Genomic DNA, 24892 nt, shown 5'->3' on the forward strand with positions numbered 1-24892 from the left:
CATCCCTCACCGACAAGGATCAACCACATGAAGCTGCTGCACGCACTGCTGCTGTCGTCGACGCTGGCCATGGCGGCCCCGGATGCAGGGGCGCAGGCCAATACCGTGCCCTCCGAGCCGCACCTGCTGGTCAAGGGCAACGCCAGCCGCACCGTACTGCCGGACCGCTTCGTGGTGAAGATCGCGCTGGAGTCGGTGGATATGCAGACCGACATCGCCCGGAAGCGCGTGCAGGCCAACAGCGAGCGGGTGATGCAGCTGTTTACCCAGCATGGTGCCATCGCCGATACGGTGCGCGCCGACAACCTCAGCATCGCGCCGTCCACGCGTTACGACAACGACAGGGACGTGTTCGAAGGTACGGCGGTGAGCCGTGACCTGGAAGCGGCGTTTCCGACAGCCGTTGCGTTGCAGGCCTTCCTGGGCAGCATGAAAGCCAGTCGCGAAGTACAGGTGAGCACCGCCACGCCGACCTACTCCGGCGCAGCCCGCCTGCGTGCCGAGCTCAAGGCGGAGGCGGCGGCACAGACGCGTGCGTCGGCCAAGGGGCTCGCCGATGCCTATGGCGCGCGGATCACCGGGCTGTACAGCATTTCCGATGTGGCACCGAGCTTCGCCTACGGTGTCCAGGCAGGCACCTGGCCCACCGCGCCCGGCGCACCGGACCGTGAGGACTACGCCGAAGGCCGCTCGCTGGATCGACTGCAGGTTACGGGCAGCCGCGCCGCCGCGCCCGCCGCGGTGGGCGAACTGCTCGCTGCCGCCCCCATCACGTACACCGAAAACGTGTACGCCATTTTCCTCATCAAAGACGGATCCTGATCATGTTGTTGATGCTCGACAACTACGACAGCTTTACCTACAACCTCGTGCAGTACCTGCAGACGCTGGGTGCCGATGTAAAGGTGGTGCGCAACGACGCCCTGAGCGTTGACGAGATCGCCGCGCTCACCCCCGAGCGCATCGTGATCTCGCCCGGCCCGTGCACGCCCAACGAAGCGGGCGTGTCGCTGGAGCTGATCCGGCGGCTGGGCCCGACCACCCCGATCCTGGGCGTGTGCCTGGGCCACCAGGGCATCGGCCAGGTGTACGGCGGCGATGTCATCCGCGCCGGCACCATCATGCACGGCAAGACCTCGCCGATCCGCCACCTGGGCAAAGGTGTGTTCGCCGGTTTGCCGGACCGCTACCAGGCCACCCGCTACCACTCGCTGGTGGTGGACAAGACCACGCTGCCCGACTGCCTGGAAGTGACTGCCTGGACCGAGAACGCCGACGGCACGATCGAAGAGATCATGGGCCTGCGCCACCGCGAACACCCGGTGGAAGGCGTGCAGTTCCACCCCGAATCGATCCTCACCGAGCACGGCCACGCCCTGCTGAAGAATTTCCTGCAAAGGAACCCCGCATGACCTTCTCCCCCCAGGAAGCCCTGCAGCGCACCATCGAGCACCGCGAAATCTTCTTCGACGAGATGGTCGACCTGATGCGCCAGGTGATGCGCGGTGAAGTGTCGCCGGTGATGACCGCCGCGATCCTCACCGGCCTGCGGGTCAAGAAGGAAACCGTGGGCGAGATCGCCGGTGCGGCCACCGTGATGCGCGAGCTGGCGCTGGCGGTGCCGGTGGAAGACAAGACCCACCTGATCGACATCGTCGGTACCGGTGGCGATGGCTCGCACACCTTCAACATCTCCACCTGCGCGATGTTCGTGGTCGCCGCCGCTGGTGCCAAGGTGGCCAAGCACGGCAACCGCAGCGTGTCGTCCAAGTCCGGCAGCGCCGATGCGGTGGAAGCGCTGGGCGCGGTCATCGAGCTGCGCCCGGAGCAGGTGGCCCGCGCGATCAGCGAAACCGGTATCGGCTTCATGTTCGCGCCGATGCACCACCCGGCGATGAAGGTCGTTGCGCCGGTGCGCCGTGAGATGGGCGTGCGCACCATCTTCAACATCCTCGGCCCGCTGACCAATCCGGTGGGCGCCACCAACGTGCTGATGGGCGTGTTCCATCCCGATCTGGTCGGCATCCAGGCGCGCGTGCTGCGCGAGCTGGGCGCCGAGCGCGCCATGGTGGTGTGGGGCCGCGACAACATGGATGAGATCTCGCTCGGCGCCGGCACCCTGGTCGGCGAGCTGCGCGACGGCAAGGTGCGCGAATACGAGATCCACCCGGAAGACTTCGGCATCGCGATGTCGGCCAGCCGCAACCTCAAGGTGAGCGACCCGGAGGAATCGATCGCGATGCTGCGCGGGGTGCTCGACAACCAGCCCGGCCCGGCGCTGGATATCGTGGCGCTCAATGCCGGCGCGGCGCTGTACGTGGCCGGCGTGGCCAGCAGCATCGCCGACGGCCTGGCCCGTGCCCGCGCGGCCATTGCCGATGGCAGCGCGCGCCAGCGCATGCAGGAATATGTAGATGCCACCCGGCGGCTGGCCGATAATGGCCGGCCTGAAGGACCCTGAACGACATGAGCGACAAGAGCGACATCCTCGAGACCATCCTGGCCCGCAAGGCCGTTGAAGTGGCCGAGCGCCGTGCACGGGTTCCCCTGGAAGCGCTGCAGGCACGCCTGGCGGGTGCCCCGCCGGTGCGCGGCTTTGCCGATGCGCTGCGCGCCTCGATCGCCGCCGGCAACCCGGCGGTGATCGCCGAGGTGAAGAAGGCCAGCCCGTCCAAGGGCGTGATCCGCCCGGACTTCCACCCGGCCGATATCGCGGTGAGCTACGAATTCGGTGGCGCCAGCTGCCTGTCGGTGCTGACCGACGTGGATTTCTTCCAGGGCGACGACGCCTACCTGCAGCAGGCCCGCGAGGCCTGCACGCTGCCGGTGCTGCGCAAGGACTTCGTGATCGATGCGTACCAGGTGTACGAAGCACGCGTGCTGGGCGCGGACTGCATCCTGCTGATCGTGGCCGCGCTGGAAGACCGCCAGCTGGCGGAGCTGTCCGACCTGGCCATGCAGCTGGGCATGGACGTGCTGGTGGAAGTGCATGACATCGACGAACTCGAACGCGCCATCCAGGTGCCGGTGCCGCTGATCGGCATCAACAACCGCAACCTGCGCACCTTCGAGGTGTCGCTGCAGACCACCCTGGACATGCGCCAGGCCGTGCCGCGCGACCGCCTGCTGGTGACCGAGAGCGGCATCCTGGGCGCCGACGACGTGAGCCTGATGCGCAACGCCGGCGTGCATGCGTTCCTGGTGGGTGAGGCCTTCATGCGGGTCGAAGAACCCGGCGAGGGCCTGCGTCAGCTATTCTTCAGCGCATGACCGTGATCTATCCGACTCCGCGCGACGACGCGCCGCTGGTGGTTTTCGACTTCGACCACACCCTGTACGACGGCGATTCCGGCAGCCATCTGTTTGCCTCGCTGATCAAGCGCAACCCGCTGCGGCTGCTGGCCGCGCTGCTGGTCACGCCGATCGCCGGGCCGCTGGTGGCGATGCTGCCCACGCGGCGCACCGGCATTTCGGTGTACGTCTGGATTGCCACCTTCGGGCTGCATCGTGCGCGCGAGTTCAACCGGGTGATCGACGCCTACGTGCTGAAGCACGAGGCGCAGCTGCGCGCCAAGCTGCTGCCGCAGGCGCTGGAGGTATTCGCCGCGCACCGCGCGCAGGGCGACCGCGTGGTGGTGGCGACCGGCGCACCGCCGGAGCTGGCCCGCGCGATCCTGGCGTTTGTTGCCCACCAGGGCGTGCCGGTGATCGGCAGTGAGGTGGGCCCGCGTTTCGGTGCGGTGGGCGCTACCCGCCACTGCCACAACGAAGAAAAGATGCGCATGCTGCGCGAGCGCGGCTATGGCGACATCGACGTGGCCTACTCGGACAGCACCGCCGACCTTCCGCTGCTGCTGGCGGCCAAGGATCCGGTGGTGGTGAACCCGAAGCACTCCAAGGTGGCGTTCTTCCGCCAGGTGCTCAAGCCCGGCACCCGCATCCTCAACTGGGGCTGCGTGGACCGCGGCGGCGACAAGGCCTAGCCGCCCCACCACCCGTGGAGGGCGCGGCTGATCTGGAACAGGCTGATTGAAAGCACCAGCACGCCCACCGCCACCAGCACCCAGCGCTCCTTGACCCGCTTGACCAGCACCGCGGCCAGCGGGGCGGCCATCATGCCGCCGATCAGCAGGCCGGCCACGATGTTCAGGTACTGCAGGCCCATCGAGAGCAGGAAGGTGATCGACACCGCCAGGGTCACCACGAATTCGGCCGCGTTGACCGTGCCGATGGTGGTGCGCGCCTGGCCGCCGCGGGCGAGCAGGGTGGAGGTGGCCACCGGGCCCCAGCCACCGCCGCCGCTGGCGTCCAGCAGCCCGGCGAAGAAGCCCAGCACCGGCACCCGCTTCACTTCCTGGCGCGGCACCAGCTTTCCGGCCGCGCGCAGCAGGATGAAGACCGCCAGCACCAGCAGGTAGCCGTAGATGAAGGGACGGATCGCATCACCGGGCAGCTGGGTCAGCACATAGGCGCCCAGCACGCCGCCGACCGCGCCGGGCAGGGCCAGGCGCAGGAACAGCCGCTTGTCCACGTTGCCGGCCACGAGATGCGAAACGCCGGAGGCGCCTGTCGTGAACACCTCGGCGGTATGCACGCTTGCGCTCACCGCCGCCGGCGGCAGGCCCATGCTGAGCATTACCGACGACGAGACGAGCCCGAAGGCCATGCCCAGCGCGCCGTCCACCAGCTGCGCGCCAAGCCCGATCAGGATGAACCAGTAGAATTCGCTGCCAGGTGCCATGTGGTCACCCTAACGGCACTGTGTGAAAGACGCTGTCATGCCGGCGGTAGCGCCGGCCGTTGGCCGGCAACCGGATTCATCGGGTGCCGTACAGGACGACCGTCTTGCCCCGCGCATGCAGCAGCCCATCGCTCTGCAGCTTCTTCAGCACGCGGCCGGCCATTTCACGCGAGCAGCCGACCAGGCGGGCCAGCTCCTGGCGCGACACGCGCAGCTGGGTGCCCTGCGGGTGGCTCATGGCCTCCGGCTCGCGGGACAGGTCGTGCAGGGTGCGCACGATGCGGTCGGTGACATCCAGGAACGCCAGGCGGCTGGCCTTGCGGCTGGTATCGAGCAGGCGCTTGGAGACCTGCTGGCCCAGTGCATACAACAGCCGGGGCGCATCGGTGGACAGCGGGCCCAGGAACAGCTGGTGCAGCCGCTCGTAGCTGATCTCGGCCAGCTCGCAGGGGGTCCGGGTGCGCAGGATCACCTCGCGGCGGTCGGTTTCCACGAACAGCCCCATCTCGCCGACGAATTCCCCGGAGCCGAAGTAGCCCAGGACCAGTTCGCGGTCGTCTTCTTCTTCAGCAATTATGGAAACCGAGCCGCTGATCACGTAATACAGGGTGCCGGCGGGGTCGCCGGGGCGGAAAACGTCCGTGCGGGCCGGGTAGCGGCGGCGGTGGCTGTGGGCCAGAAAGCGGTCAATGGTGGCGATGTCCAGGGCCAATGGACTTGTGGCAAGGCGCACAGATGACACGTTGAGGCGCTCCCTTTGCTCATGAACAATTCACGGCTATGTGCCGCGAGCTTAACGATCAGGGTTGTGAAGGGCAAACCCCAACACAGCAACTTGTTTCAATGCAAGTTTCGCCCCCGATCACTTTGCCCCATAATTGATCCTTTCCCACCACACACAGGATCGACCGCCGTGGTCAAGCCGTTGCCTCGCCTGAGGTTGCAGGGTTTCAACAACCTCACCAAGGCGCTGAGCTTCAACATCTATGACGTGTGTTACGCCCGCACCGAAGAGGAGCGTCAGCGTTACATTGAATACATCGATGAAGAGTACAACGCCGATAGGCTGACTCAAATCTTGACCGATGTCGCCGAGATCATCGGCGCCAACATCCTCAATGTCGCGCGCCAGGATTACGATCCGCAGGGCGCGTCGGTGACGATCCTGATCTCCGAAGAGCCGGTGATCGACAAGAAGCTGGCGGGCAAGGAGTTGATCTCCGATGCCGTGGTAGCGCACATGGACAAGAGCCACATCACCGTCCATACCTACCCCGAAACCCACCCGCAGGAAGGCATCGCGACGTTCCGTGCGGACATCGATGTGGCTACCTGTGGCGTGATTTCGCCGCTGAAGGCGCTGAACTACCTGATCGAAAGCCTCGAATCGGACATCGTGATCATGGACTACCGCGTCCGTGGCTTCACGCGTGACGTGAAGGGCAAGAAGCACTACATCGATCACAAGATCAACTCGATCCAGAACTTCCTGGCCAAGAACATCAAGTCGCGTTACGAGATGTTCGACGTCAACGTCTACCAGGAAAACATCTTCCACACGAAGATGCACCTGAAGGACTTCGACCTGGACCAGTACCTGTTCGAGGAAAAGGCCAAGAACATCTCGTTCAAGGAACGCATGAAGATCGAAGCACTGCTCAAGCGCGAGATCGAAGAGCTGTTCCACGGCCGCAACCTGTCCGAGTAACACCATGCGACACCCGCCCGGGCCACGGCCCGGGTGGTGCTGCACAAGGCGGGACGCCCCGCCCTGTGGAACATCTGTTTTGCGCAGAACTAATGTTCCACGGCAAGCTACCGACGACGGTCCGGTGTGAAGACACCGGGCCGTTTTGTTTTTGTTTAGGAGGCAACCCCCATGCCCTGGATGTACCTGCTGCTGGCCGGCATCTTTGAAATCGGCTTCGCCCTTGGCCTGAAGTACAGCGACGGCTTCAGCAAGCCCTGGCCCACCGTGGCCACCATCATTTCGGCCGGCATCAGCCTGTACCTGCTGACCCAGGCCCTGCGCACCATCCCGGTAGGGACCGGTTATGCGATCTGGACCGGCATCGGCGCGCTGGGCGTGGCGATCCTGGGCATCTTCCTGTTCGGCGACAGCGCCTCGGCGCCGCGGCTGGCCTGCATCGGGCTGATCGTGGCCGGGGTGATCGGCCTGAAGCTCGTTTCGGGCTGACGCCGCCTGCGGCGTCGCCCTACCAACGGTAGGGCGCTACCACGGTAGGGCCACGGTAGGGCCACGGTAGGTATCGACCGTTGGTCGATACGCATTACAACCGGTACGCGATGGTCTTCATGACCTTGGACGCCAGCGCCATCACCCCCGGAATCGGCGGCGGCAGTCGGCGCGCGCCGGCATGTTCGGCGTGGTCGGCGTGGCGGGCCTCGTCGATCTTCATCACCTTGAGGATCTCGCGGCTGCGCTGGTCGGTCGGGGGCAGGGTGTCCAGGTGCTCGTCCAGGTGGGCTTCCACCTGGCGCTCGGTTTCCACCACGAAGCCCAGGTTCCAGCCATCCCCGCGCAGCCCGGCCAGGGTGCCGATGGTGTAGCTGCCGGCGTACCAGATCGGGTTGAACAGGCTGGGCCGGCTGTCCAGCTCGCGCAGGCGCCGGGCGCACCAGGCCAGGTGGTCGGTCTCTTCCTGGGCCGCCTCGAGCAGGTGGGCACGCGTTTCCGGCTCCCTTGCTACCGCTGCCTGGCCGAAGTACAGGCCCTGCGCGCAGACCTCGCCAACGTGGTTGATCCGCATCAGGCCGGCGGCATGGCGGCGGGCCGGGGCGGGCATCGGCGCGTCCGGGGTCGCCTCGGCCGGGTACGGGCGGCTGGCCGGCGGGTTGCCGAACACCGTGTCCAGGGCACGCTGGGCCTCGGTCAGCAGGTGGTCGAGCGGGGTGATCTGGCGGAACGCGGTCATGCGGTCGGGCATCGCGGCGGGGGATCATCGATTCTCGCCCCCCGGCGCCGGTCTGCCAACCCGTGCCATTGGCCGATTTGCATGTGGGCCAAATGGCCAGTACAATCCCGCCTCTTCACAACGCGTGGCAGAGTTCCGGCCGCTCCATGGCCGCAATGAGCCCGACCTACCTGAGTTCTTTCATGAGCACTTTCACTGCAAAGTCCGAGACCGTCCAGCGCGACTGGTATCTCGTCGACGCTTCCGGCAAGACGCTGGGCCGTCTGTCCACCGAGCTGGCCCGCCGTCTGCGCGGCAAGCACAAGCCGGTCTACACCCCCCACGTTGATACCGGTGATTACCTGGTTGTCATCAATGCAGAAAAGATTGCCGTCACCGGCAACAAGCTGCAGGACAAGCTGTACCACCGCTTCACTGGCTACATCGGCAACCTGAAGACCGAAACTCTGGCCCAGGCGCTGGAGCGCCACCCGGAGCGCGTCATCGAAACCGCCGTCAAGGGCATGCTGCCGAAGGGCCCGCTGGGCCGCGCCATGTACCGCAAGCTCAAGGTGTACTCGGGTTCCGAGCACCCGCACGCCGCTCAGCAGCCCCAGGTTCTGGATATCTAATCATGGCTATCACTCAAAACTACGGCACCGGCCGCCGCAAGTCCTCCACCGCCCGCGTGTTCCTGCGCAAGGGTGCCGGCAACATCACCGTCAATGGCCGTCCGCTGGACGAGTTCTTTGGCCGTGAGACCGCACGCATGATCGTGCGTCAGCCGCTGGAACTGACCAAGAACACCGAATCGTTCGACATCATGGTCACCGCCGCTGGCGGCGGCACCACCGGCCAGGCCGGTGCGATCCGCCTGGGCATCGCCCGCGCGCTGGTCGAGTACGACGAAACCCTGAAGTCCGAGCTGCGCAAGGCTGGCTTCATGACCCGTGACGCCCGTGAAGTCGAGCGTAAGAAGGTCGGCCTGCACAAGGCGCGTCGCGCTACCCAGTTCTCCAAGCGCTGATCCATCGCGTCTGGAAAGCAAAAGCCCGGCTTCGGCCGGGCTTTTGTCGTTTCAGGGGAACCGGATGCGCTTACACCGCGCCCGGGTCGCCCTTGGCCTTGCTGCGTGGCCAGTAGCCGCCGCCCCGCTTGGGCGCGGGCGCGCGCTTGCGCGGTCGGTCGTGTCCCGCCGCATGCCCCGGCATCCAGGCTTCCTGGGCGGACTTGGGCATGGAGTCCACGCCGGTGCCGGCCACCCCGCGCGCCAAGGGCGCCAGGTGACGCAGTGCCCGCGCATAGACCCCGCGCTTGAACATCACCACGTGCTCGACCGGGTACCAGAAATCCACCCAGCGCCACTGGTCGAACTCAGGGCTGTCGGTATGGTCCAGTTTCACGTGCGATTCGTCGCCGGCCAGGCGCAGCAGGAACCAGACCTGCTTCTGGCCGATGCAGACCTGCCGTTCATTGCGGCGGATGGCACGGGCGGGCAGGCGATAGCGCAGCCAGCCCGGTGTCGCACCCAGCACTTCGACGTGCTCTGGCAACAGCCCGGTTTCTTCATGCAACTCGCGATACATGGCTTCGACAGGCGTCTCGTCGGTATTCATGCCACCCTGCGGGAACTGCCAGCCATCCCGGCGCACACGTCGTGCCCAGAACACCTGCCCGTCCTGCCGCATCAGCACGATGCCGACGTTCGGTCGATAGCCGTCCGGATCGATCACGATGCGGACTCCTAGAAAAATCTACTGGTCAGGACTGTGACACGCCCGCTGCCCACTCACAAGCGCGGTGAAAAGGTGTTGACAGATTCCGTTTACATGTCCAGAATTGCCGGCTCACTGAGGCTATGTAGCTCAGCCGGTTAGAGCACAGCACTCATAATGCTGGGGTCGGTGGTTCGAGTCCACCCATAGCCACCAAGTCCGCTTGGTTTTCCAGTGAGAAAGTGCAACAATTGCACGCACGTTTTGCCCCGTCGCCAAGCGGTAAGGCACCTGACTCTGACTCAGGCATTCGGTGGTTCGAATCCATCCGGGGCAGCCAAATACGAAAGAGACCGATCGAAAGATCGGTCTTTTTTTTTGCTCCGCGCCGGGCGGGCTGAACGGGCACCCTGAACCGTATCGAGAATGATTCAGTTACGAAATTGACAACCATTCTCGTTTCGATTGGAATACCCACAGGCCGATCCGGGCCTGCCTGCCGAGTCCGCACGTGTACGTCTGCATCTGTAACGGGGTAACCGACCACCAGATCCGCGAAGCCGCCCAGAGCGGTGTCGCCAGCGTGTCCGAGCTGACCATGCGCACCGGCTGTGGCGCCACCTGCGGTTCCTGCCTCGACATGGCGGCCGACCTGCTGGCCAAGGCCCGCAACACCCACGACCTGCCGTTGCCTGTTTTGGGTCTGGCCCAGGTCGCGTAAGCCGATCGATCATGATTCGCGTTCCCTCATTGTCTGCAGGGACGCGCTACAGTGCCGGCGTTTTCACGCTGCAGGAGCACAGTCATGAAAGGCGACGCCAAGGTCATCGAATTCCTCAACAAGGTCCTCTACAACGAGCTGACCGCGATCAACCAGTACTTCCTGCATGCCAAGATGCTGAAGAACTGGGGTCTGAAGGAACTGGCCGACCACGAATACAAGGAATCGATCGAGGAGATGAAGCACGCCGACGTGCTCTCCGATCGCATCCTGTTCCTTGAGGGACTGCCGAACTTCCAGGCGCTGGGCAAGCTGCGCATCGGCGAGAACCCCACCGAGATCCTGCAGTGCGACCTCGCCCTCGAGCGCGAAGGCACCGTCACCCTGCGTGAGGCGGTCGCCTACGCCGATTCGGTTGGCGATTACGTCAGCCGCCAGCTGTTCGTGAAGATCCTCGACAACGAGGAAGAGCACATCGACTGGCTGGAAACCCAGCTGGAGCTGATCGAGCGGATCGGCGAGCCGAACTACCTGCTCACCAAGCTGGAAGACTGATTCAGCGCGCGGCGGTGGCGCGGATGCTGGCCAGGTAGCCGGCCAGCGCCAGCCGCGCACGCGCATATTCGGCAATCAGCAGCGCCACGGCCACGGCCGGGCGCTCCAGCGTGCCGGCACGGGCGTCGTGTTCAATCCGACGGGCCGCCACCGACAACGCCATCGCCCCCACGTTCGCACTGGCCGATTTCAGGCTGTGCGCCAGCGCGCGCAGTTTTTCCAGGTCGGCGGCCACCGAGGCATCCTGCAGCTGCCGGATCAATGGCGGGGTGTCTTCCAGGAACACGGCGATGATGGTGGCCGTCTCCGCACCGATCACCTCCTGTAGCTCATCCAGCACGCCAGTGTCGAGCACCCCGGGCGCGCCATCGTCACTGCCTGGCTCAGCGACCAGCGGCGGCAGCGGTGGCGGCAACGGGGTGGGAGCCGGAGCCAGCACCGGTACAGCGGGCGGGGCGGCCTGCGCCGGCGCGGGTGTATTGCGCGCGTCGGCGGCGTTGTCTTCCATCGTGAACTGCCAGCGCAGCAGGCAGGCCTGCAGCGATTCGCGGTTGACCGGTTTGGACAGGTAATCGTCCATGCCGGCCTGCAGGCAGCGCTCGCGGTCGCCGGCCATCGCGTTGGCGGTCATCGCCACGATCGGCAACCGGGTGCGCCCTTCGGCCGCTTCCTGCTCGCGCCAGCGGCGGGTGGCGCTGTAGCCATCCAGGACCGGCATCTGGCAGTCCATCAGCACCAGGTCGAAGGCGCGGGTCTGCAGCTGCTGCAGGCCCTGTTCGCCATCGGTGGCCGTGGTGACGGTGCAGCCCAGCACCTGCAGCAGCCGCTGGGCGACCAGCAGGTTGACGCTGTTGTCTTCCACCAGCAGCAGGCGCAGGCCCAGCTGCGGCGCCTCCACCGGGCCGCTGTAGGCCTCCACGCTGGCCAGCAGGGGCGCAGGGCGCGCACTGGCTACCGCCGGGCGCAGCACGGCATGCAGGTCCACGTCGCCGGCCTCGCGCGGCAGCACGTGGGTGTTCTCGCGCAGCAGCGCGGCCAGCTGCTCATCGCCCTGCAGCCACAGCAGGCGCGGGGTGGGGGTGCGGGCATCGTGCAGCACCGCGCGGTGCAGCGCGGTGGCGCCGTGGCGCAGGGCATGCGTGTCGGCGATCACCCAGGCCAGGTCCGGCTCGATGCCCGGGCGCACCGGCGCGCGCAGGATGTCCAGCGCGGCGGATGCGCTGTCCACCGTGTGCAGGCGGATGTCGTGGTGCTGCAGCACGCGCTGCAGGCGCTGCACCAGCAGCGGGTCTTCGCTGACCAGCAGCGCGCGCGTGGTGAGCGCTGCGGCCGGCAGGTCGCCGACGACCTTCAGCAGTGGAATCTCGAACCAGAACGTGGCGCCGTGGCGCGGGGTCGAACTCACCCCGATGCTGCCGTGCATCAGGTCGATGATGCGCTTGCAGATCGCCAGGCCCAGGCCGGTGCCGCCGTAGATGCGGGTGGTGGAGGCATCGGCCTGGCTGAAGGACTGGAACAGCCGTGCCTGCAGGGTGCCGTCGATGCCGATGCCGGTGTCGATCACTTCGAAACGCAGCTGGTGCTGGCTGGTCGTCTCGCCCTGGCGGGTCACCCGCAGGCGGATCTGGCCGCGCTCGGTGAACTTGATGGCGTTCACCATCAGGTTGCCCAGCACCTGGCGCAGCCGCACCGGGTCGCCGCGCACCGACAGCCGCACGGCCGGGTCCAGCTCCAGCGATACCGCCAGGCCCTTGGCTTCGGCGCTGCGCTGCATGAGCTGGACGATGCCTTCCAGCAGCTCGCGCAGGTTGAACGTGGTGATTTCCAGGTCCAGGCCCTTGGCCTCCAGCCGGGAGTAATCGAGGATGTCGTCGACGATGCGCAGCAGCTGCTGCGAGCTGACCGTGGCGGTCTGCAGCATCTGCCGCTGGTCGGTGCCCAGCTGGCCGCGCGCGATCAGGTCCAGCATCGGCAGGATGCCGTTGAGCGGGGTGCGGATCTCGTGGCTCATGGTGGCCAGAAACTCGCCCTTGGCCAGCGCCGCCGCTTCGGCCGCCTGCTTGGCCTGCAGCAGCTCCTGTTCCAGCATGTCCTGCTGCTGCACGGCGCGCTGCAGGTGGTCGCGCTCGCCGGCCAGCGCTTCGTGGCGGCGCTGGCCCAGGGCCAGCTGCGCCTGCAGCTCACGCCAGCGGCTCACGCCGACCAGCGCGGCGATCACGCCCACCACGGCGGTGCCGGCGGCGATGATCGGCCACGGACCATTGGCGCCGGCTGCGGCCATGCCGCTGGCGGTAGCGGCCAGGGCGGCCGCGATCGCCGCCAGCCACAGTGCGAAGGGAACCCGTCCTTGGGCCGTCATGGTCAGAGCACCGCGGTGTGGAAGTCGAAGTTCAGCTCGCTCCCGGCCGACTGCACCATGTTGCCCTGGATGAAATCGACCCCGCCCATCCACATTGCCGCCGCGGCCTGGGGGTCTTCGATCTGCTGGCCGATGATCAGTGCCCCGGCGCGGTGCGCGGCATCGATCGCGCCGCGCAGTTCATCGCGGGTCTGCTGGTTGGCATGGCTGCTGGAGAAGCGGGCGGCCATGCGCACGAATGCCAGCGGCAACTGGCCGAGCAGGGCATTGGCTTCGCCGCTGGGCTCGAACTGGCTCAGGCAGAAGCGCACGCCGGCCGCGCTCATGCGCGAACAGAACTGCTGCAGGGTGACGGTGTGGATCAGCGCGTCAGGCAGGCGCACGTCGATGACCAGCGCGCTGCCGGGCAGCTGGCGCTGCTGCAGGGTTTCCAGCAGCCAGTCGGCGAAGGCATCGCGGGCCAGGGTGCGCAGCGACTGCGACACGAACAGGCTCAGCGGCTGGGTGGCGTGCTGGTACAGATCCAGCAGGCCCAGCGCATGGTCCAGCACCTGCTGGTCCAGGTCGGCGATGCGGCCGGCCGCTTCCGCAGCGGGGATCACCTGGCCGGCGTTGAGCACGCTGCCATCGGCCTGGCGCAGGCGCAGCAGCACCTGGTACTGGGCGGTGTTGCCGCCGGCCACGGCCACGATCGGCTGGTAGGCCGGTTCGAGCTGGCCTTCCAGCATGGCCAGGTGTTCCTGCGCGGCCACGTCTTCGCGGCGCACGTGCGCGGCCACCCCGGAGGGCAACAGCCGCGCCTGCAGCGTGGTGCGCTCCACCGCTTCCAGCGCGGTGCCGGCATCGCCGAAGCCGCCGGAGAGCTGGGCATGCCCGACCACGCCGCGCAGATGCACCGATTCCTCATCGCGGATCACGAACGAGCGTGCGGACAGTTCATCGCGCAGCTGGTGCGCCATCGCGTCCAGCGATTCCTCGTCCAGGCCACGGGCCACGACCAGGAAGCTGTTGTCGTTCAGGCGCGCCAGCAGGTGCGGGTGCGCGTTGTCGGCCAGCCGCTGCGCGGCCTGCACCATCAGCCGTTCGAACGCGGCATAGCCGTAGCGTTCGCGCAGGCCCAGGGCACTGGCCACTTCGATGAAGAACAGGCCGCCATGCTCGCCGTGCGCCAGCGCCGTGCTGAGCTGCTGCATCACGTGGTGGCGGGTCGGCAGGCCGGTCTCGGGGTTGTTCATGGCCGGCGCACCCTGCGCGCCCGGCTGCATCGCCGCCTGCGCACGGGCGCGGCGGATGCGGTTGGAGACGGCGGCAATCAGGTGGCGCGGGCGGATCGGCTTGCTCAGGAAATCGTCGGCGCCGCTGTCGAGCACTTCGAACTGGCGCTCCGGGTCCGGGTCGCCGCTGAGGAACACGATCGGCAGCAGCTGCTGGCCCGGCTGCTGGCGGATCAGCGCGGTCAGGCGCATGCCATCCAGGCCCGGCAGGTGCAGGTCCATCAGGATCAGGTCCGGGCGCTGTTCGTTGATCACCTGCTGCACGCCTTCGGCGTCGCTGTGCACGATCGCTTCCATGCCGGCGCCATGCAGCACGCTCTGTGCGAACAGGGCCTGCGAGCGGTCGTCTTCGACGATCAGCACGCGGTAGGGCGCCTCGCTGCCCAGCGGCGGCGTGTTGGCATCGTCCTGCTGCCACTGCGACGGCGGCAGCACCGGCGGGGTGGACACGGCAGCGGCGGCGGCAGCGTTGAGCGGCACCACGTTGCTGGGCGCGGGCGCCACGGCGGGCGCGTCGGCGCTGGCCCAGCGCTGCCAATGATCGGCGGGCGGGGTTTCGGCGCGGGTGGCGCGGGTGGATGCAACAGCGTTGTCTTGGACGGCCATCAGTACTCCCAGTCTGCGGCGCGATTATGCGGCATCGCGGTCGGCCAGTGCCCCGGGCTTGCCCGCCGGTTGCCGCAGCAGCCAGCGCATGCCCTTCCACAGGGTGCGCCAGACCAGCCAGACCACCAGCGCGCCGACCAGGCTGCACGCCACCACGACGATCAATGCCAGCCACGGGTGCGCCAGCGCCAACGCCAGGCCGCCCACCACCACCGTGTCTTCCGCCGCCGAGGCCACCCAGTTGCTGGCCGGCTCCGGCGAGGTGTTGAGCAGGGCACGCGTGCCCGATTTCAGGCCATGGCTGGCCAGGGCCACCCCGGCACCGGCGGCCAGCGCCGTGGTGCTGAGTTCGCCGGTGGGCGAGAGCGTGGCCGCGGCCAGGAAGGCGCCCGCGGGTACCCTGGCCAGGGTCTGCACCAGGTCCCAGGCCGAGTCCACCCCGGGGATCTTGTCGGCGACGAACTCGGTGATGGCCAGCGCGGCCGAGGTGCCCAGCACCCACCACGACTCGGTGGCCTGCAGCGCCGGCGGCAGATCGACCCAGCCCAGCATGCCGGCCAGGCCCACCCCGAACACCGTGAGGTACACGCGGATGCCGGCCAGCCAGGCCAGCAGGATGCCGATCACGAACAGGTGGGCCTCGGTCATGGCAGGCGCTCCGGCGAAAGTGTGCACAGGCCCACACTATCGGGGATGACGTCCCTGAACGCTACTGTCCCGCAGGGGGTCAGGGGCGAAAAATGTGCCAACCCTGACTTACACTAACCAGTCGCTCTTCCCGACAGGGGCCGTGTCGGTATCGCCCAAGCCGCGGTGCCGCCGTATTCGCCATGAACAACCCGACACCTTCCCGCATCCAGATCCGCCGCCCCGGAACCCCGGTGGCGCCCGATCGCCGCCGCCTGCTGATCCTGGCCGGCATCTGGCTGGCCAGCCTGGTCCTGGCCGTGCTGCTGGGGCGCTGGACCGCCGGCCCCGGCGGTGACCCCGGCCGCCAGCTCGACGCCGCCGAAGCGCGCGCCGAAACGCTGCAGAAGCAGGTGGTGGAGCTGCAGCAGACCCAGGCCACCCTGCAGGCCTCGGACCGGATCAGCCGCGCGGCCAACAACGAGGTGCAGACCTCGCTGGGCGAGCGCGACGAGGAAATCGCCGGCCTGCGTGCCGACGTGGCCTTCTACGAACGCCTGGTCGGGTCCACCAGCCAGCGCAAGGGCCTGAACACCCATTCCATCGAGTTCTCGCCGGAAGCGGGGGGCACCTGGCAGTACGCCGTGGTGCTGACCCAGAACCTCAACCGTGGCGCGATCAGCCAGGGCCAGATGCGGTTTACGGTTGAAGGCGTCAAGGACGGCAAGTTGACCTCGGTCAGCTGGGACGAGCTGCACCAGCGCACCAAGGTGCCGGGCCAGGAGTATTCCTTCCGGTACTTCCAGCAGCTCACCGGCAGCGTCATGTTGCCCAAGGACTTCACCCCGCAACGTGTGCGGGTCACGCTGGGAACCGGCGCAGGGGGCGCCACCCAGGTATTCGACTGGAAGCAGGCCGGAGCACCGGCTGCAGCAACGGCAAAAGAAGGGGAGTAAGCCCATGTTTGGCAGCAACAAATCCAACCGCGACGGGCATCTGGTCGTGGACGCGCTGATCGGCGCGCAGGTAGTGATCCGGGGAGACGTGGAATTCAGCGGTGGCCTGTATGTGGAAGGCACCATCCTGGGCAAGGTGATCGCCCAGGAAGGCGCCACCACGGCCACCCTCACGCTGGCCGAGCAGGGCAGCATCGAAGGCGAGATCCGCGCCCACGTGGTGGTGGTCAGTGGCCGCCTGGATGGCGACGTGCACGCCAGCGAGCGGGTCGAGCTGACCCCCAGCGCCCGGGTCACCGGCAATGTCCACTACCAGGTGGTGGAAATGAACGCCGGCGCCCAGCTGACCGGCCGCCTGATCCATGGCGGTGCCCAGATGGCGCTGCCGCCGCCGGCCGACGACAGCGCCGACCGCAAGGACGGTAATGCCCGCAAGAAGCTGGCCGAAGCGATGGCCTGAACGGCCGGTGCTTGAAAGCGTGCCCATGCACCCCCATGCTGGGTGCATGAGCACGCTAGTTTCCCTGCCCGGCGCCCCCACCCCCGCCGCTGCGCCGCATTACCAGTCGCTGGACCGTCCCCTGAACTTCACCGAAGCCGCTGCGGCCAAGGTCAAGGAACTGATCCAGGACGAGGCCAGCGATGCATTGGCCCTGCGCGTCTACATCCAGGGCGGTGGCTGTTCCGGTTTCCAGTACGGCTTCGAGTTCGACGAGAACCGCGCCGAGGACGACCTGGCCGTGGACACCAACGGCGTGACCCTGCTGGTCGATCCGCTCAGCCTGCAGTACCTGATGGGCGCCGAAGTGGATTACACCGAGAGCCTCACCGGCGCGCAGTTCGTGATCCGCAATCCGAACGCGAAAACCACCTGCGGCTGCGGCAGCAGTTTCAGCATGTGATCGCCACGGCGGTGCTGCACGGCACCGCTTGCTGTTCCGGTTGAATAGCGGCAGGCTTCAGGGATGTCCAATGTCTCTTTGCCGCTTGCCGGTTTTGCTTTCACCACCGAACCCCTTGAACGCGCCGATACCCTGCGCGACGACGCCGATGCGTTGTTGCGGCTGTGGCCGCAGGCGCACGTGCTTGTGCTGGATCCCGATGGCCGCGCGCTGGCCGGCGACGACGGCCAGCCGCTGGCGCTGACCGGCGCCCAGGTCGGGGGCGGCCCCGGCACGGCCATCTTCCTCGGCCTGCGCGGCGAGCAGGCGTGGTTCTCGGTCGAATCCGCCGCCGTCGATGCCCCGGCGCCCCAGCGCGTGGACCTGCGCGAATCGGCCACCACCTGGTCGGCCGCCGATGCCAGCGCCTTCTGTTACGCCCGCGGCATGTCCTACTGGCAATCGCGCACCCGCTTCTGCGGCGTGTGCGGCGGCGCCGTGGCCTTCACCCGTGGCGGTTTCATCGGCCGCTGCGTCAAGTGCAACACCGAACACTACCCGCGCGTGGACCCGGCGGTGATCGTGGCGGTGGAAAACAACGGGCGCCTGCTGCTCGGCCGCCAGGCCAACTGGGCCCCGCGCCGCTATTCGGTGCTGGCCGGGTTCGTGGAGCCGGGCGAATCGCTGGAACAGACCGTGGTCCGTGAGGTCTTCGAGGAAAGCCGGGTGCGCGTGCGCAGCTGCCGCTACCTCGGCACCCAGCCATGGCCGTTCCCGGGCGCGCTGATGCTGGGCTTCAGTGCAACGGCCGAAGACGACGTGCCCACCGTGGATGGCGAGCTGGAAGACGCGCGCTGGTTCACTGCCGAGGAAGTGGGCGCGGCGCTGGCCCGTGACATCGAAGACGACGGAGTGGGCATCCGCCTGTCGCCGCCGATTTCGATTTCACGCAGCCTGATCGAGCACTGGTACCGCAACCAGGTGAGCTGACCCAGGCACCACGTTGCCGCTGCCTGAACACGGGGCGGCATACATTACCTGTGACCCGGGGAATTGCCGGGTCCCAAGGCATAGTAGCGCCCAGAAACCGAACGGAGGCCGCCATGTTCACCACCCTGGTCGCAGTACTGGTCGCCTTGGCCCTGGGCCATGTCGCGCCTGCCGCGGCCGTGGCGCTGCGTCGCTTCGGCTGGTACCGGCGCTGGCTGCAGTGGTTGGACGCGCATGCGGCCGAAACCGGCTTCTGGCGCGGCCGCCACGGCTGGCTGGTGGCGGTGGTTCCGTTCGTGCTGGTGCTGGCCCTGCTGCAATGGGCGCTGCATGACCGCCTGTTCGGGTTGCCGTCGCTGCTGCTGGGCATCGCCACGCTGGTGATGTGCTGGGGGCCGCGCGACCTCGACCGCGACGTGGAAGCGGTGATCGACGCCGATGATGCACATGCCCGGCATGCGGCCATTGGCCAGCTGCAGTCGGCCGGCGGCAGCCTGCACGAAGACGTGCCATCGCTGGTGGAAGTCACCGTGCTCAACGCCCTGCGGCGCTGGTTCGCGGTGCTGTTCTGGTTTCTGCTGCTGGGCCCGGTGGGCGCGCTGGCGTACCGCCTGCTCGCGCTGCTGGCGGTGGGGCCGATGCGCTCACTGGCCGACGTGGAAACCGTGGTGGGCGCACGCCAGGTGCTGTCGTGGCTGGAGTGGCCGGTGGCGCAGCTGATGTCGCTGTCGATGGCGCTGGTGGGCAACTTCGATACGGCCTTCAAGGCCTGGCGCGAAGCGCACGGCAACCGTTGGGCGGCCTCCACGGATTTCCTGGGCGCCGTGGCGCGCGCCAGTGTCAGTGCCGAACTGCGCGAAGACGCGCACGATTACAGCGATGCGGGCATGGTGCCGGTGTGGCGCCGCCTGCCGGAGCTGCGCGATGCGATGAGCCTGGTCTGGCGCATGCTGTTGTTGTGGATGGCCGCGCTTGCGTTGCTGGTCATCGCCGGCTGGGTGACCTAAGGCGCCAACAGCGCGAACGGCATCCACGGCAGGTTGCGCAGCACCGCATAGCCGACCAGCAGCACCAGCCAGAAGGTGGGATTGGCCAGCACCCGCATCAGCGGGTCCAGTGCGCGCATGCGCACGCCTGCGTTGTTGAGCAGCATCAACAGCAGGAACGGCAGCGAGATCACCAGCAGCGGATTCATCGCCATCGCGCCGGTCCAGTCGAAGTGCACCAGCGAATACAGGCAGCGGGTGCTGCCGCAACCGGGGCAGTACAACCCGGTCAATGCATACAGCGGGCAACCCGGCAGCGGGCTGTTGCCGGCATACGGGCTGACGTGGCGCAGCACCACGGTCGCGCCCACGGCCAGCCCGGCCGTGACGGCCAGCGGCGCCCAACGCGACAGGGTGGAACGGGAGGGCATCGTCATGACGGCAGAACGGCCCGAGCCGGGCACCCTTCGCGGGCGCCGGACCGGGCCGTCCAGGGGGCGATCAGTAGTTGCCGCCGCCCATCGCGCCGCCGATGCCCATCACCACGACCAGGATGATGTAGAGCACGATGGCCACGACGCCGATGATGGCCGACCACATGGCCCACTTCTTGGCCTTGTCCGACGACTCGCGCGCACCGGCGATGTCACCGACGGCCAGCTTGCCGTTGACCTGCGCGGCATACACGATCGACACGATGCCGGCCGGCAGGCAGCAGAACAGGGTGGTCAGGATGGCCCAGACCAGGTTGTTGGGGACTTGCGGGGCAGTGGCGTTCATCGGTGAAGCTCCATTTTTTTGGGTGGGTTGAACGAAGGGTGTTTCACAGGTCGGAAAGGGCGCCCAGCGCGGCCATGCCGCCAAACAGGCCAAACCACAACAGCAGCAGTACCGGCATGGCAAGCGCCGATGCCAGTGCCCATCCGCCGGCCTTGCGCGATGCGTCATACGCACCGGCCAGGTCGCCGGCCGCGCGGCGGCCATCGACCTGGGCCGCATACACGATCGACACCACGCCCAACGGCAGGCAGCAGAACAGCGTTGTCAGGATGGCCCAGACCAGATGGTTGGGAACGACAACGCCCGGTGGGGTGGGTGGCGGCAGATGATTCACGTACGACTCCATTCCATTGGCTGTCTCCCGGCGTCTCCCAACGCCAAGCGACACCCCCTATGGGCGGTAATCTACCCGATGTTCCCGGCGATGTATGCGTTTACATGAGCGCCGCAGGGGATTTTTTTGCGGAATCCGACGGTTTTGCCGCTTTCAGCCTTGATCGCCGCGCAGTGCTCGCACCTGCGCTTCCAGCCCCTCGGCGGTCGCGGTGGCGCCGTCGACCGGCGGGCCGGCGATCACCTCCACGTGGGCGCGCAGGCGGCGTGGCACGCGCATGCGCCCCAGCCGCGTATCGCGCCGGCTCCACATGCTGGCCCACATGCCGCGCAGTGCCATCGGCACCACCGGCACCGGCCGGCGCTCGAGGATCTTCTCCACGCCCGATTTGAACGCTGCCATTTCGCCGTCGCGGGTCAGCGCACCTTCGGGGAAGATGCACACCAGCTCGCCCTCGGCCAGCGCCCGGTCCACTTCATCGAACGCGGCCTGCATCAGCGCCGGGTTCTCGCGCGCGCCGGCAATCGGAATCGCCTTGGCGGTGCGGAAGATCCAGCGCATTACCGGGATGTTGAAGATCTTGTAGTACATGACGAAGCGCACCGGGCGCGGGATCGTCGCTGAGAGGATCAGCGCGTCCATGTAGCTGACATGGTTGCAGACGATCAGCGCGGCGCCCTCATCGGGCACGTTGGCTTCGATGCCATGCGGGCGCAGCCGGTACAGGAAGCGCACCATCACCCAGCTGAGGAACCGCATCAGGAATTCGGGCACGATGGTGAAGATGTAGATCGCCACCACCGCATTGGCGATCGCAAGCGCCAGGAACAGCTGCGGGATCGTCCAGTGCAGGAACTTCTGCGTGGCCAGCGCGATCATCGCCGCGGCCACGATGAAGCCGGAATTCTGGATGTTGAGCGCGGCGAACACGCGCGACATTTCCGATTTCGGCGTGCGGCTCTGGATCAGTGCGAACAACGGCACCACGAAGAAGCCGGTGAACAGGCCGATGCCCACCAGGTCGATGATGATGCGCACGCTGCCCGGTGCGGCCACGAACGCGGCCACGCCCAGGCCCGCCGTGGTGGCGGCACCGGCGCGCGCGAAGTACAGGTCCAGCATGAAGGCGGTCATGCCGAAGGCGCCCAGCGGCACCAGGCCGATTTCCACGGTACGCCCGGACAGCTTCTCGCACAGCAGCGAGCCCACGCCGGTACCGACCGAGAACAGCGCCAGCGCGAAGATGTAGAGGGTTGGTTCGCCGCCCAGGTTGACCACCGCGTAGGTAGGCAGCTGCGAGGTGAGCATGGTGCCGACGAACCAGAACCACGACACGCCGAGGATGGCGTTGGCCACGGCCTTCTGCTTCTTGGCCAGGCGCAGCACCGCCAGCGATTCGGGAATGGGGTTCCAGTTGATCTTCAGGTCCGGCGCGCCGGCATCGACCTTGGGGATCATGCGCGCGGTGATGTTGCCGGCAATGGCCAGCGCGATCACCGCTGTTGCCGCCACGATCGGGCCGAAACTGCCGGCCAGGGTGAAGATGATGCCGCCGCTGATCATGCCGGTCAGGATCGACATCGAGGTGCCCATCTCGACCAGGCCGTTGCCGCCGGTGAGCTCTTCGGGCTTGAGCACCGAGGGCAGCACCGAATACTTCACCGGGCCGAACAGCGTGGACTGCAGGCCGGTGCAGAACAGGGCGACCAGCAGGATCGGCATGCTCTGGGTAAGGAAGCCGACCGCGGCCAGCGTCATGATCCCGATCTCCATGGTGGTGGTGATCACGATCAGGCGCGATTTCTCCAGCTTCTCGGCGATCTGCCCGGCCAGCGCGGAGAACAGGAAGTAGGGCAGGATGAAGATGGCCGGTGCCAGCGTGGTGTACAGCGACTGCTCGGCCTGGCTCACGCCAAGGTAGAACAGCAGGCCGATGATGGCCTGGCGGTACACGTTGTCGTTGAACGCCCCCAGCGACTGCACGATGAAGAAGGGCAGGAAGCGGCGCTGGCGGAGCAGGGCGAACTGACTGTGGCCGGACATGGAATCTCCTTGCGAACCGGCGCAGCCTATCACGCGGTCCCGGTACCTATTTCGTTCGCGGCGGCGCGCAGCTTGGGCAGCAGGCGCAGCATCAGGCCGATCTGGGTGCGGATCAGCTGCAGCTTGGGCGGCATCTCATCATTGAGCTGCTCCAGCTGTTCGGCCAGGGCGCGGTCGCCCTCGTTGGCGGCCTCGTCCACCGGTTCGCGCCGTTCCAGCGCGCCGGCGATCTGCTGCATGGCCTGCTGCACGCGTTCGCCGCTGGAACGGGCCAGCGGGTCCTGCGCGTAGCTGTCCAGCTGCGCGCGGTGGGCGCCGAGGGCGGACAGATGGCCCAGCAAGGTGTTGGACAGCGCCAGGAAGCGGAAGCCGGCATCCAGGTTGCCGCGCACGTGGCCGGGCTCGCGCAGCATGTTGGACAGCGCGGTGGACAGGGCCACATCGGCGTTGTGCATGTCGCGGCGGGCGATGCGGTAGGCCAGGTCGTCCTGCATGCCGCTGCCGTACTGGCCCAGCACGGCCTGCAGGTAGCCGGCGCAGCGTTCAAGCACGCGTGCCATGACCAGGTCGAGGCGGCGGCCCTGCCAGTCGGGCAGGATCAGGAACGCGGCAGCGGCGGCGATCGCGCAGCCCAGCAGGGTATCGACCAGCCGCGGCCAGATCAGCAGGAAGCCATCGCCGATGAGGTTGAAGCAGGTCAGTGCCATCACGGTGATGGCGGCCGAGGCGACCAGGTAGCGGTCGCTGCGGGTGAAGAAGAACAGCAGCGCCGAGAGCAGGGCGATCAACAATTCGATGCGCAGGTCCTGGAACAGCTGCATCAGGGCCCAGGTGAGCACCAGCCCGATCAGGGTGCCGGCAATGCGCTGGGCCAGCCGTTGGCGGGTGGCGCCGAAGTTGGGGCGGCACACGAACACGATGGTGAGCAGCACCCACGAGCCGTTCTGGGCGTTGAACAGGCGGATGGCGGCAAAGCCGACGATCAGCGCCAGCGCCATGCGCAGGCCGTGGCGGAACAGCAGCGAACCGGGGGTGAGCTGCTGGCGGATGCGCACGCCCATTTCGCGCAGGGTATGCGGGTTGGTGTCGCGCAGGCGGGTATCGACGTTGTCCAGGGTGGATTCGGACTGGGCCGCTTCGGACAGGCGGCGTTCGATGCTCTGCAGGTTGTGGCCGAGCAGTTCGAGCGAGGAGAGCAGGCGCTGCCACTGCGGGTTGTGCTGGGCGCGCAGCCAGGCGAGGGAGTCGGTGAGGTCGGCGGTGGCCTGGCGGGTGCGGTCGCCGTACTGGAACGGCCGGCGCATGCGGATGGCGGTACCCAGGTTGGCGCACGCTTCGCCCTGCAGGGCGAGCAGGCGCTGGCAGCGGTAGAGCACGTCGCTGTGGAAGAACGCGTCGGTGAGCGCGCCATAGGGGTAGTGCGAGGAGCTGGCGCGTTCGTGGAAATCCTGGGCCATGTAATACAGGCGCAGGTACAGGCCGGACTGCACCCCGGGCCGGCCGGAGCGGCCGAACCGGGCCAGGATGGCGGTCTTGGCGATGTTGAGCGCTTCGACGACGCGGCGGTTCTGTTCGGCCAGGGCGAGCTGGCGCTTCTGCACGTCGGCATCGCGCACGGGTTCGAACAGGTCGGCCTTGAGCTGGAGGTAGCGGCCGAGTTCAAGGTAAAGGCGGGCGAGGCGTTCGCGCACGGGGCGGTTGGCGAACAGGGCGGTCCACAGGATGGACAGCAGGCCGTACCAGAGGGCGCCGGCCAGCAGGTGGCTGACGGCGGTGATGGCCTGGGCGCGGTCATCGGCGCCGTGCTGTTCGAGGCCGATCATGGTGTAGATGGCGAGGGTGACGGTGGCCTGGGCGATGGAGGCGTAGCGCTCGCCAAGCGCGCCAAGCAGGGTCAGGCCGAAGGTGGACAGGGCCAGGGCGGCAATGAACAGCCACGGCCAGGCGAACAGTTCGACCACGGCAGCGGCGGCCACGACGAAGCACAGCAGGGAGAGCGCGACGGATTTGGTGCGGCCCCACCAGTTGTCGTCGGTTTCGGCAATGGCGCTGGCGATGATGCCGAGGAACACGCCGGGCAGGGCAGGCAGCTGGTCCAGGTGCCAGCACACGCCCATGGCCACGGACAACGCAATGAACACCCGCAGCCCGTAGCTGGCCTTTTCATGCGCCCACAGGCGACTCAGGCGGGATTCTCGGGCGGACATGCGGACTCGTCGGGCGGTGGCGCCTCATTATTGCGTCATCGCAGTGAAGCCGACATAGCCGGTTGGTAGGTACCGACCGTTGGTCGGTACGGCAAGAACCCTGATCTGCGGGCGTTCCCGGTTTGGGCCGGCGGGTGTGGGTTTGCGGGGGGCGCCGTGAATCCATCCGTGGAGGCTCTTGCGAAACATCCATGTTTCGCAA

At 67.3% G+C, this 24892-nt stretch carries 28 protein-coding genes and 2 tRNA genes; 18 read left to right on the forward strand and 12 right to left on the reverse strand.

Features of this window, described 5'->3' with window-relative positions; translation table 11 throughout:
• The first annotated feature begins 27 nt into the window (after positions 1-27).
• The 5 genes from QMX79_RS00500 to QMX79_RS00520 are packed head-to-tail and all read left to right on the forward strand — an operon-like array spanning position 28 to position 3983.
• The gene (locus tag QMX79_RS00500; protein WP_282243270.1) at positions 28-822 is read left to right on the forward strand and encodes an SIMPL domain-containing protein; all 795 of its coding nucleotides are present in this window, start codon (positions 28-30) and stop codon (positions 820-822) included.
• A gap of 2 nt (positions 823-824) precedes the next feature.
• A complete protein-coding gene (locus QMX79_RS00505) occupies positions 825-1412 on the forward strand; it encodes an aminodeoxychorismate/anthranilate synthase component II (protein WP_282243271.1) in 588 nt (195 codons plus the stop codon).
• Positions 1409-2461, forward strand: a complete 1053-nt coding sequence (gene trpD / locus QMX79_RS00510) for an anthranilate phosphoribosyltransferase (protein ID WP_282243273.1) — start codon at positions 1409-1411, stop codon at positions 2459-2461. Before QMX79_RS00505 ends, trpD begins: the two co-directional genes overlap by 4 nt.
• A 5-nt stretch (positions 2462-2466) precedes the next feature.
• Entirely contained in the window at positions 2467-3270 is an 804-nt protein-coding gene (trpC, locus tag QMX79_RS00515) for an indole-3-glycerol phosphate synthase TrpC (RefSeq protein ID WP_093534926.1), read from the forward strand.
• Positions 3267-3983, forward strand: a complete 717-nt coding sequence (locus tag QMX79_RS00520; RefSeq protein WP_282243282.1) for a haloacid dehalogenase-like hydrolase — start codon at positions 3267-3269, stop codon at positions 3981-3983. The genes trpC and QMX79_RS00520 overlap by 4 nt, the downstream gene beginning before the upstream one ends.
• Here the strand turns inward: QMX79_RS00520 and QMX79_RS00525 are convergent.
• Positions 3980-4741, reverse strand: a complete 762-nt coding sequence (locus QMX79_RS00525; protein WP_282243283.1) for a sulfite exporter TauE/SafE family protein — start codon at positions 4739-4741, stop codon at positions 3980-3982. The genes QMX79_RS00520 and QMX79_RS00525 overlap by 4 nt on opposite strands.
• 76 nt (positions 4742-4817) lie before the next feature.
• Positions 4818-5483, reverse strand: coding sequence for a cAMP-activated global transcriptional regulator CRP (gene crp / locus QMX79_RS00530; protein WP_068854282.1), 666 nt, complete (start codon positions 5481-5483; stop codon positions 4818-4820).
• Between the two features lie 171 nt (positions 5484-5654).
• On the opposite strand from crp, the gene speD reads away from it, so the two are divergent.
• Together speD and QMX79_RS00540 are read left to right on the forward strand one after the other, a co-directional pair.
• Positions 5655-6449, forward strand: coding sequence for an adenosylmethionine decarboxylase (gene speD / locus QMX79_RS00535; RefSeq protein WP_017354544.1), 795 nt, complete (start codon positions 5655-5657; stop codon positions 6447-6449).
• 171 nt (positions 6450-6620) lie between these two features.
• A complete protein-coding gene (locus tag QMX79_RS00540; RefSeq protein WP_282243289.1) occupies positions 6621-6938 on the forward strand; it encodes a multidrug efflux SMR transporter in 318 nt (105 codons plus the stop codon).
• A gap of 94 nt (positions 6939-7032) precedes the next feature.
• Here the strand turns inward: QMX79_RS00540 and coq7 are convergent, their stop codons facing one another.
• Positions 7033-7677 carry a 2-polyprenyl-3-methyl-6-methoxy-1,4-benzoquinone monooxygenase gene (coq7, locus tag QMX79_RS00545; RefSeq protein ID WP_282243290.1) on the reverse strand — a complete coding sequence of 215 codons (645 nt, stop codon included), beginning with the start codon at positions 7675-7677 and terminating at the stop codon, positions 7033-7035.
• 182 nt (positions 7678-7859) lie between these two features.
• Here coq7 and rplM point away from each other — a divergent pair, with 182 nt between their 5' ends.
• Together rplM and rpsI are read left to right on the forward strand one after the other, a co-directional pair.
• Positions 7860-8288: a 50S ribosomal protein L13 gene (rplM, locus tag QMX79_RS00550; RefSeq protein WP_017354548.1), complete on the forward strand. Its 429-nt coding sequence runs from the start codon at positions 7860-7862 to the stop codon at positions 8286-8288.
• 2 nt (positions 8289-8290) lie between these two features.
• Entirely contained in the window at positions 8291-8683 is a 393-nt protein-coding gene (gene rpsI / locus QMX79_RS00555) for a 30S ribosomal protein S9 (RefSeq protein WP_017354549.1), read from the forward strand.
• Positions 8684-8753: 70 nt separating this feature from the next.
• Here rpsI and QMX79_RS00560 read toward each other — a convergent pair whose 3' ends face one another.
• Positions 8754-9389, reverse strand: coding sequence for an RNA pyrophosphohydrolase (locus tag QMX79_RS00560; RefSeq protein WP_282243308.1), 636 nt, complete (start codon positions 9387-9389; stop codon positions 8754-8756).
• A gap of 121 nt (positions 9390-9510) precedes the next feature.
• Between QMX79_RS00560 and QMX79_RS00565 the strand changes: the two genes are divergently transcribed.
• The 4 genes from QMX79_RS00565 to bfr all read left to right on the forward strand — a co-directional run bounded on the left by QMX79_RS00565 (position 9511) and on the right by bfr (position 10647).
• A tRNA-Met gene (locus tag QMX79_RS00565) sits at positions 9511-9587 on the forward strand.
• A 49-nt stretch (positions 9588-9636) separates the two neighbouring features.
• Positions 9637-9711 (forward strand) — tRNA-Gln (locus QMX79_RS00570).
• A 171-nt stretch (positions 9712-9882) separates the two neighbouring features.
• Entirely contained in the window at positions 9883-10092 is a 210-nt protein-coding gene (locus QMX79_RS00575) for a bacterioferritin-associated ferredoxin (protein ID WP_068854279.1), read from the forward strand.
• A gap of 84 nt (positions 10093-10176) precedes the next feature.
• On the forward strand, positions 10177-10647 hold the full coding sequence (gene bfr / locus QMX79_RS00580) for a bacterioferritin (protein ID WP_282243312.1): 471 nt from the start codon (positions 10177-10179) through the stop codon (positions 10645-10647).
• A 1-nt stretch (position 10648) separates the two neighbouring features.
• On the opposite strand, the gene QMX79_RS00585 is transcribed toward bfr, so the two are convergent.
• The 3 genes from QMX79_RS00585 to QMX79_RS00595 are packed head-to-tail and all read right to left on the reverse strand — an operon-like array spanning position 10649 to position 15534.
• Positions 10649-12970 carry a hybrid sensor histidine kinase/response regulator gene (locus tag QMX79_RS00585; protein WP_282243345.1) on the reverse strand — a complete coding sequence of 774 codons (2322 nt, stop codon included), beginning with the start codon at positions 12968-12970 and terminating at the stop codon, positions 10649-10651.
• Positions 12971-13008: 38 nt separating this feature from the next.
• Positions 13009-14886 (reverse strand): EAL domain-containing response regulator, encoded by a 1878-nt coding sequence (locus QMX79_RS00590; protein WP_282243314.1) that lies wholly within the window; start codon positions 14884-14886, stop codon positions 13009-13011.
• A 24-nt stretch (positions 14887-14910) separates the two neighbouring features.
• Positions 14911-15534, reverse strand: coding sequence for a DUF4126 domain-containing protein (locus tag QMX79_RS00595; protein WP_282243316.1), 624 nt, complete (start codon positions 15532-15534; stop codon positions 14911-14913).
• A 182-nt stretch (positions 15535-15716) separates the two neighbouring features.
• Between QMX79_RS00595 and QMX79_RS00600 the strand changes: the two genes are divergently transcribed.
• From QMX79_RS00600 to ampE, 5 genes are all read left to right on the forward strand, one after another.
• Positions 15717-16469 carry a DUF6776 family protein gene (locus QMX79_RS00600; protein WP_282243318.1) on the forward strand — a complete coding sequence of 251 codons (753 nt, stop codon included), beginning with the start codon at positions 15717-15719 and terminating at the stop codon, positions 16467-16469.
• Positions 16470-16473: 4 nt separating this feature from the next.
• Positions 16474-16929, forward strand: coding sequence for a polymer-forming cytoskeletal protein (locus QMX79_RS00605; protein WP_282243320.1), 456 nt, complete (start codon positions 16474-16476; stop codon positions 16927-16929).
• A gap of 46 nt (positions 16930-16975) precedes the next feature.
• Complete coding sequence (gene erpA, locus QMX79_RS00610) at positions 16976-17371, forward strand: iron-sulfur cluster insertion protein ErpA (protein WP_282243322.1); 396 nt, start codon at positions 16976-16978, stop codon at positions 17369-17371.
• Between the two features lie 63 nt (positions 17372-17434).
• The gene (gene nudC / locus QMX79_RS00615) at positions 17435-18340 is read left to right on the forward strand and encodes an NAD(+) diphosphatase (RefSeq protein ID WP_282243324.1); all 906 of its coding nucleotides are present in this window, start codon (positions 17435-17437) and stop codon (positions 18338-18340) included.
• Positions 18341-18453: 113 nt separating this feature from the next.
• On the forward strand, positions 18454-19347 hold the full coding sequence (gene ampE, locus QMX79_RS00620) for a regulatory signaling modulator protein AmpE (protein WP_282243326.1): 894 nt from the start codon (positions 18454-18456) through the stop codon (positions 19345-19347).
• Here the strand turns inward: ampE and QMX79_RS00625 are convergent.
• From QMX79_RS00625 to yccS, 5 genes are all read right to left on the reverse strand, one after another.
• On the reverse strand, positions 19344-19763 hold the full coding sequence (locus QMX79_RS00625; RefSeq protein WP_282243328.1) for a DUF2752 domain-containing protein: 420 nt from the start codon (positions 19761-19763) through the stop codon (positions 19344-19346). The genes ampE and QMX79_RS00625 overlap by 4 nt on opposite strands.
• A 64-nt stretch (positions 19764-19827) precedes the next feature.
• Positions 19828-20106 (reverse strand): CD225/dispanin family protein, encoded by a 279-nt coding sequence (locus tag QMX79_RS00630; RefSeq protein ID WP_282243330.1) that lies wholly within the window; start codon positions 20104-20106, stop codon positions 19828-19830.
• A gap of 43 nt (positions 20107-20149) precedes the next feature.
• Positions 20150-20431: a CD225/dispanin family protein gene (locus QMX79_RS00635; protein WP_282243347.1), complete on the reverse strand. Its 282-nt coding sequence runs from the start codon at positions 20429-20431 to the stop codon at positions 20150-20152.
• 162 nt (positions 20432-20593) lie between these two features.
• Positions 20594-22483, reverse strand: coding sequence for an MFS transporter (locus QMX79_RS00640; RefSeq protein WP_282243332.1), 1890 nt, complete (start codon positions 22481-22483; stop codon positions 20594-20596).
• Positions 22484-22512: 29 nt separating this feature from the next.
• The gene (gene yccS / locus QMX79_RS00645) at positions 22513-24690 is read right to left on the reverse strand and encodes a YccS family putative transporter (RefSeq protein WP_282243334.1); all 2178 of its coding nucleotides are present in this window, start codon (positions 24688-24690) and stop codon (positions 22513-22515) included.
• Positions 24691-24892 lie beyond the last annotated feature (202 nt).

Origin of the sequence: Stenotrophomonas sp. PS02300, assembly GCF_029959395.1 — a bacterium.
Lineage (GTDB): Bacteria > Pseudomonadota > Gammaproteobacteria > Xanthomonadales > Xanthomonadaceae > Stenotrophomonas > Stenotrophomonas maltophilia_AD.

What these genes read in the sequence shown, in the direction of transcription:
- QMX79_RS00500 (WP_282243270.1), top strand. Translation starts at nt 28, where the DNA reads ATGAAGCTGCTGCACGCACTGCTGCTGTCGTCGACGCTGGCCATGGCG.
- QMX79_RS00505 (WP_282243271.1), top strand. Translation starts at nt 825, where the DNA reads ATGTTGTTGATGCTCGACAACTACGACAGCTTTACCTACAACCTCGTG.
- trpD (WP_282243273.1), top strand. Translation starts at nt 1,409, where the DNA reads ATGACCTTCTCCCCCCAGGAAGCCCTGCAGCGCACCATCGAGCACCGC.
- trpC (WP_093534926.1), top strand. Translation starts at nt 2,467, where the DNA reads ATGAGCGACAAGAGCGACATCCTCGAGACCATCCTGGCCCGCAAGGCC.
- QMX79_RS00520 (WP_282243282.1), top strand. Translation starts at nt 3,267, where the DNA reads ATGACCGTGATCTATCCGACTCCGCGCGACGACGCGCCGCTGGTGGTT.
- QMX79_RS00525 (WP_282243283.1), bottom strand. Translation starts at nt 4,741, where the DNA reads ATGGCACCTGGCAGCGAATTCTACTGGTTCATCCTGATCGGGCTTGGC.
- QMX79_RS00540 (WP_282243289.1), top strand. Translation starts at nt 6,621, where the DNA reads ATGCCCTGGATGTACCTGCTGCTGGCCGGCATCTTTGAAATCGGCTTC.
- coq7 (WP_282243290.1), bottom strand. Translation starts at nt 7,677, where the DNA reads ATGACCGCGTTCCGCCAGATCACCCCGCTCGACCACCTGCTGACCGAG.
- rplM (WP_017354548.1), top strand. Translation starts at nt 7,860, where the DNA reads ATGAGCACTTTCACTGCAAAGTCCGAGACCGTCCAGCGCGACTGGTAT.
- rpsI (WP_017354549.1), top strand. Translation starts at nt 8,291, where the DNA reads ATGGCTATCACTCAAAACTACGGCACCGGCCGCCGCAAGTCCTCCACC.
- bfr (WP_282243312.1), top strand. Translation starts at nt 10,177, where the DNA reads ATGAAAGGCGACGCCAAGGTCATCGAATTCCTCAACAAGGTCCTCTAC.
- QMX79_RS00590 (WP_282243314.1), bottom strand. Translation starts at nt 14,886, where the DNA reads ATGGCCGTCCAAGACAACGCTGTTGCATCCACCCGCGCCACCCGCGCC.
- QMX79_RS00595 (WP_282243316.1), bottom strand. Translation starts at nt 15,534, where the DNA reads ATGACCGAGGCCCACCTGTTCGTGATCGGCATCCTGCTGGCCTGGCTG.
- QMX79_RS00600 (WP_282243318.1), top strand. Translation starts at nt 15,717, where the DNA reads ATGAACAACCCGACACCTTCCCGCATCCAGATCCGCCGCCCCGGAACC.
- QMX79_RS00605 (WP_282243320.1), top strand. Translation starts at nt 16,474, where the DNA reads ATGTTTGGCAGCAACAAATCCAACCGCGACGGGCATCTGGTCGTGGAC.
- erpA (WP_282243322.1), top strand. Translation starts at nt 16,976, where the DNA reads ATGAGCACGCTAGTTTCCCTGCCCGGCGCCCCCACCCCCGCCGCTGCG.
- nudC (WP_282243324.1), top strand. Translation starts at nt 17,435, where the DNA reads ATGTCCAATGTCTCTTTGCCGCTTGCCGGTTTTGCTTTCACCACCGAA.
- ampE (WP_282243326.1), top strand. Translation starts at nt 18,454, where the DNA reads ATGTTCACCACCCTGGTCGCAGTACTGGTCGCCTTGGCCCTGGGCCAT.
- QMX79_RS00625 (WP_282243328.1), bottom strand. Translation starts at nt 19,763, where the DNA reads ATGACGATGCCCTCCCGTTCCACCCTGTCGCGTTGGGCGCCGCTGGCC.
- QMX79_RS00630 (WP_282243330.1), bottom strand. Translation starts at nt 20,106, where the DNA reads ATGAACGCCACTGCCCCGCAAGTCCCCAACAACCTGGTCTGGGCCATC.
- QMX79_RS00640 (WP_282243332.1), bottom strand. Translation starts at nt 22,483, where the DNA reads ATGTCCGGCCACAGTCAGTTCGCCCTGCTCCGCCAGCGCCGCTTCCTG.
- yccS (WP_282243334.1), bottom strand. Translation starts at nt 24,690, where the DNA reads ATGTCCGCCCGAGAATCCCGCCTGAGTCGCCTGTGGGCGCATGAAAAG.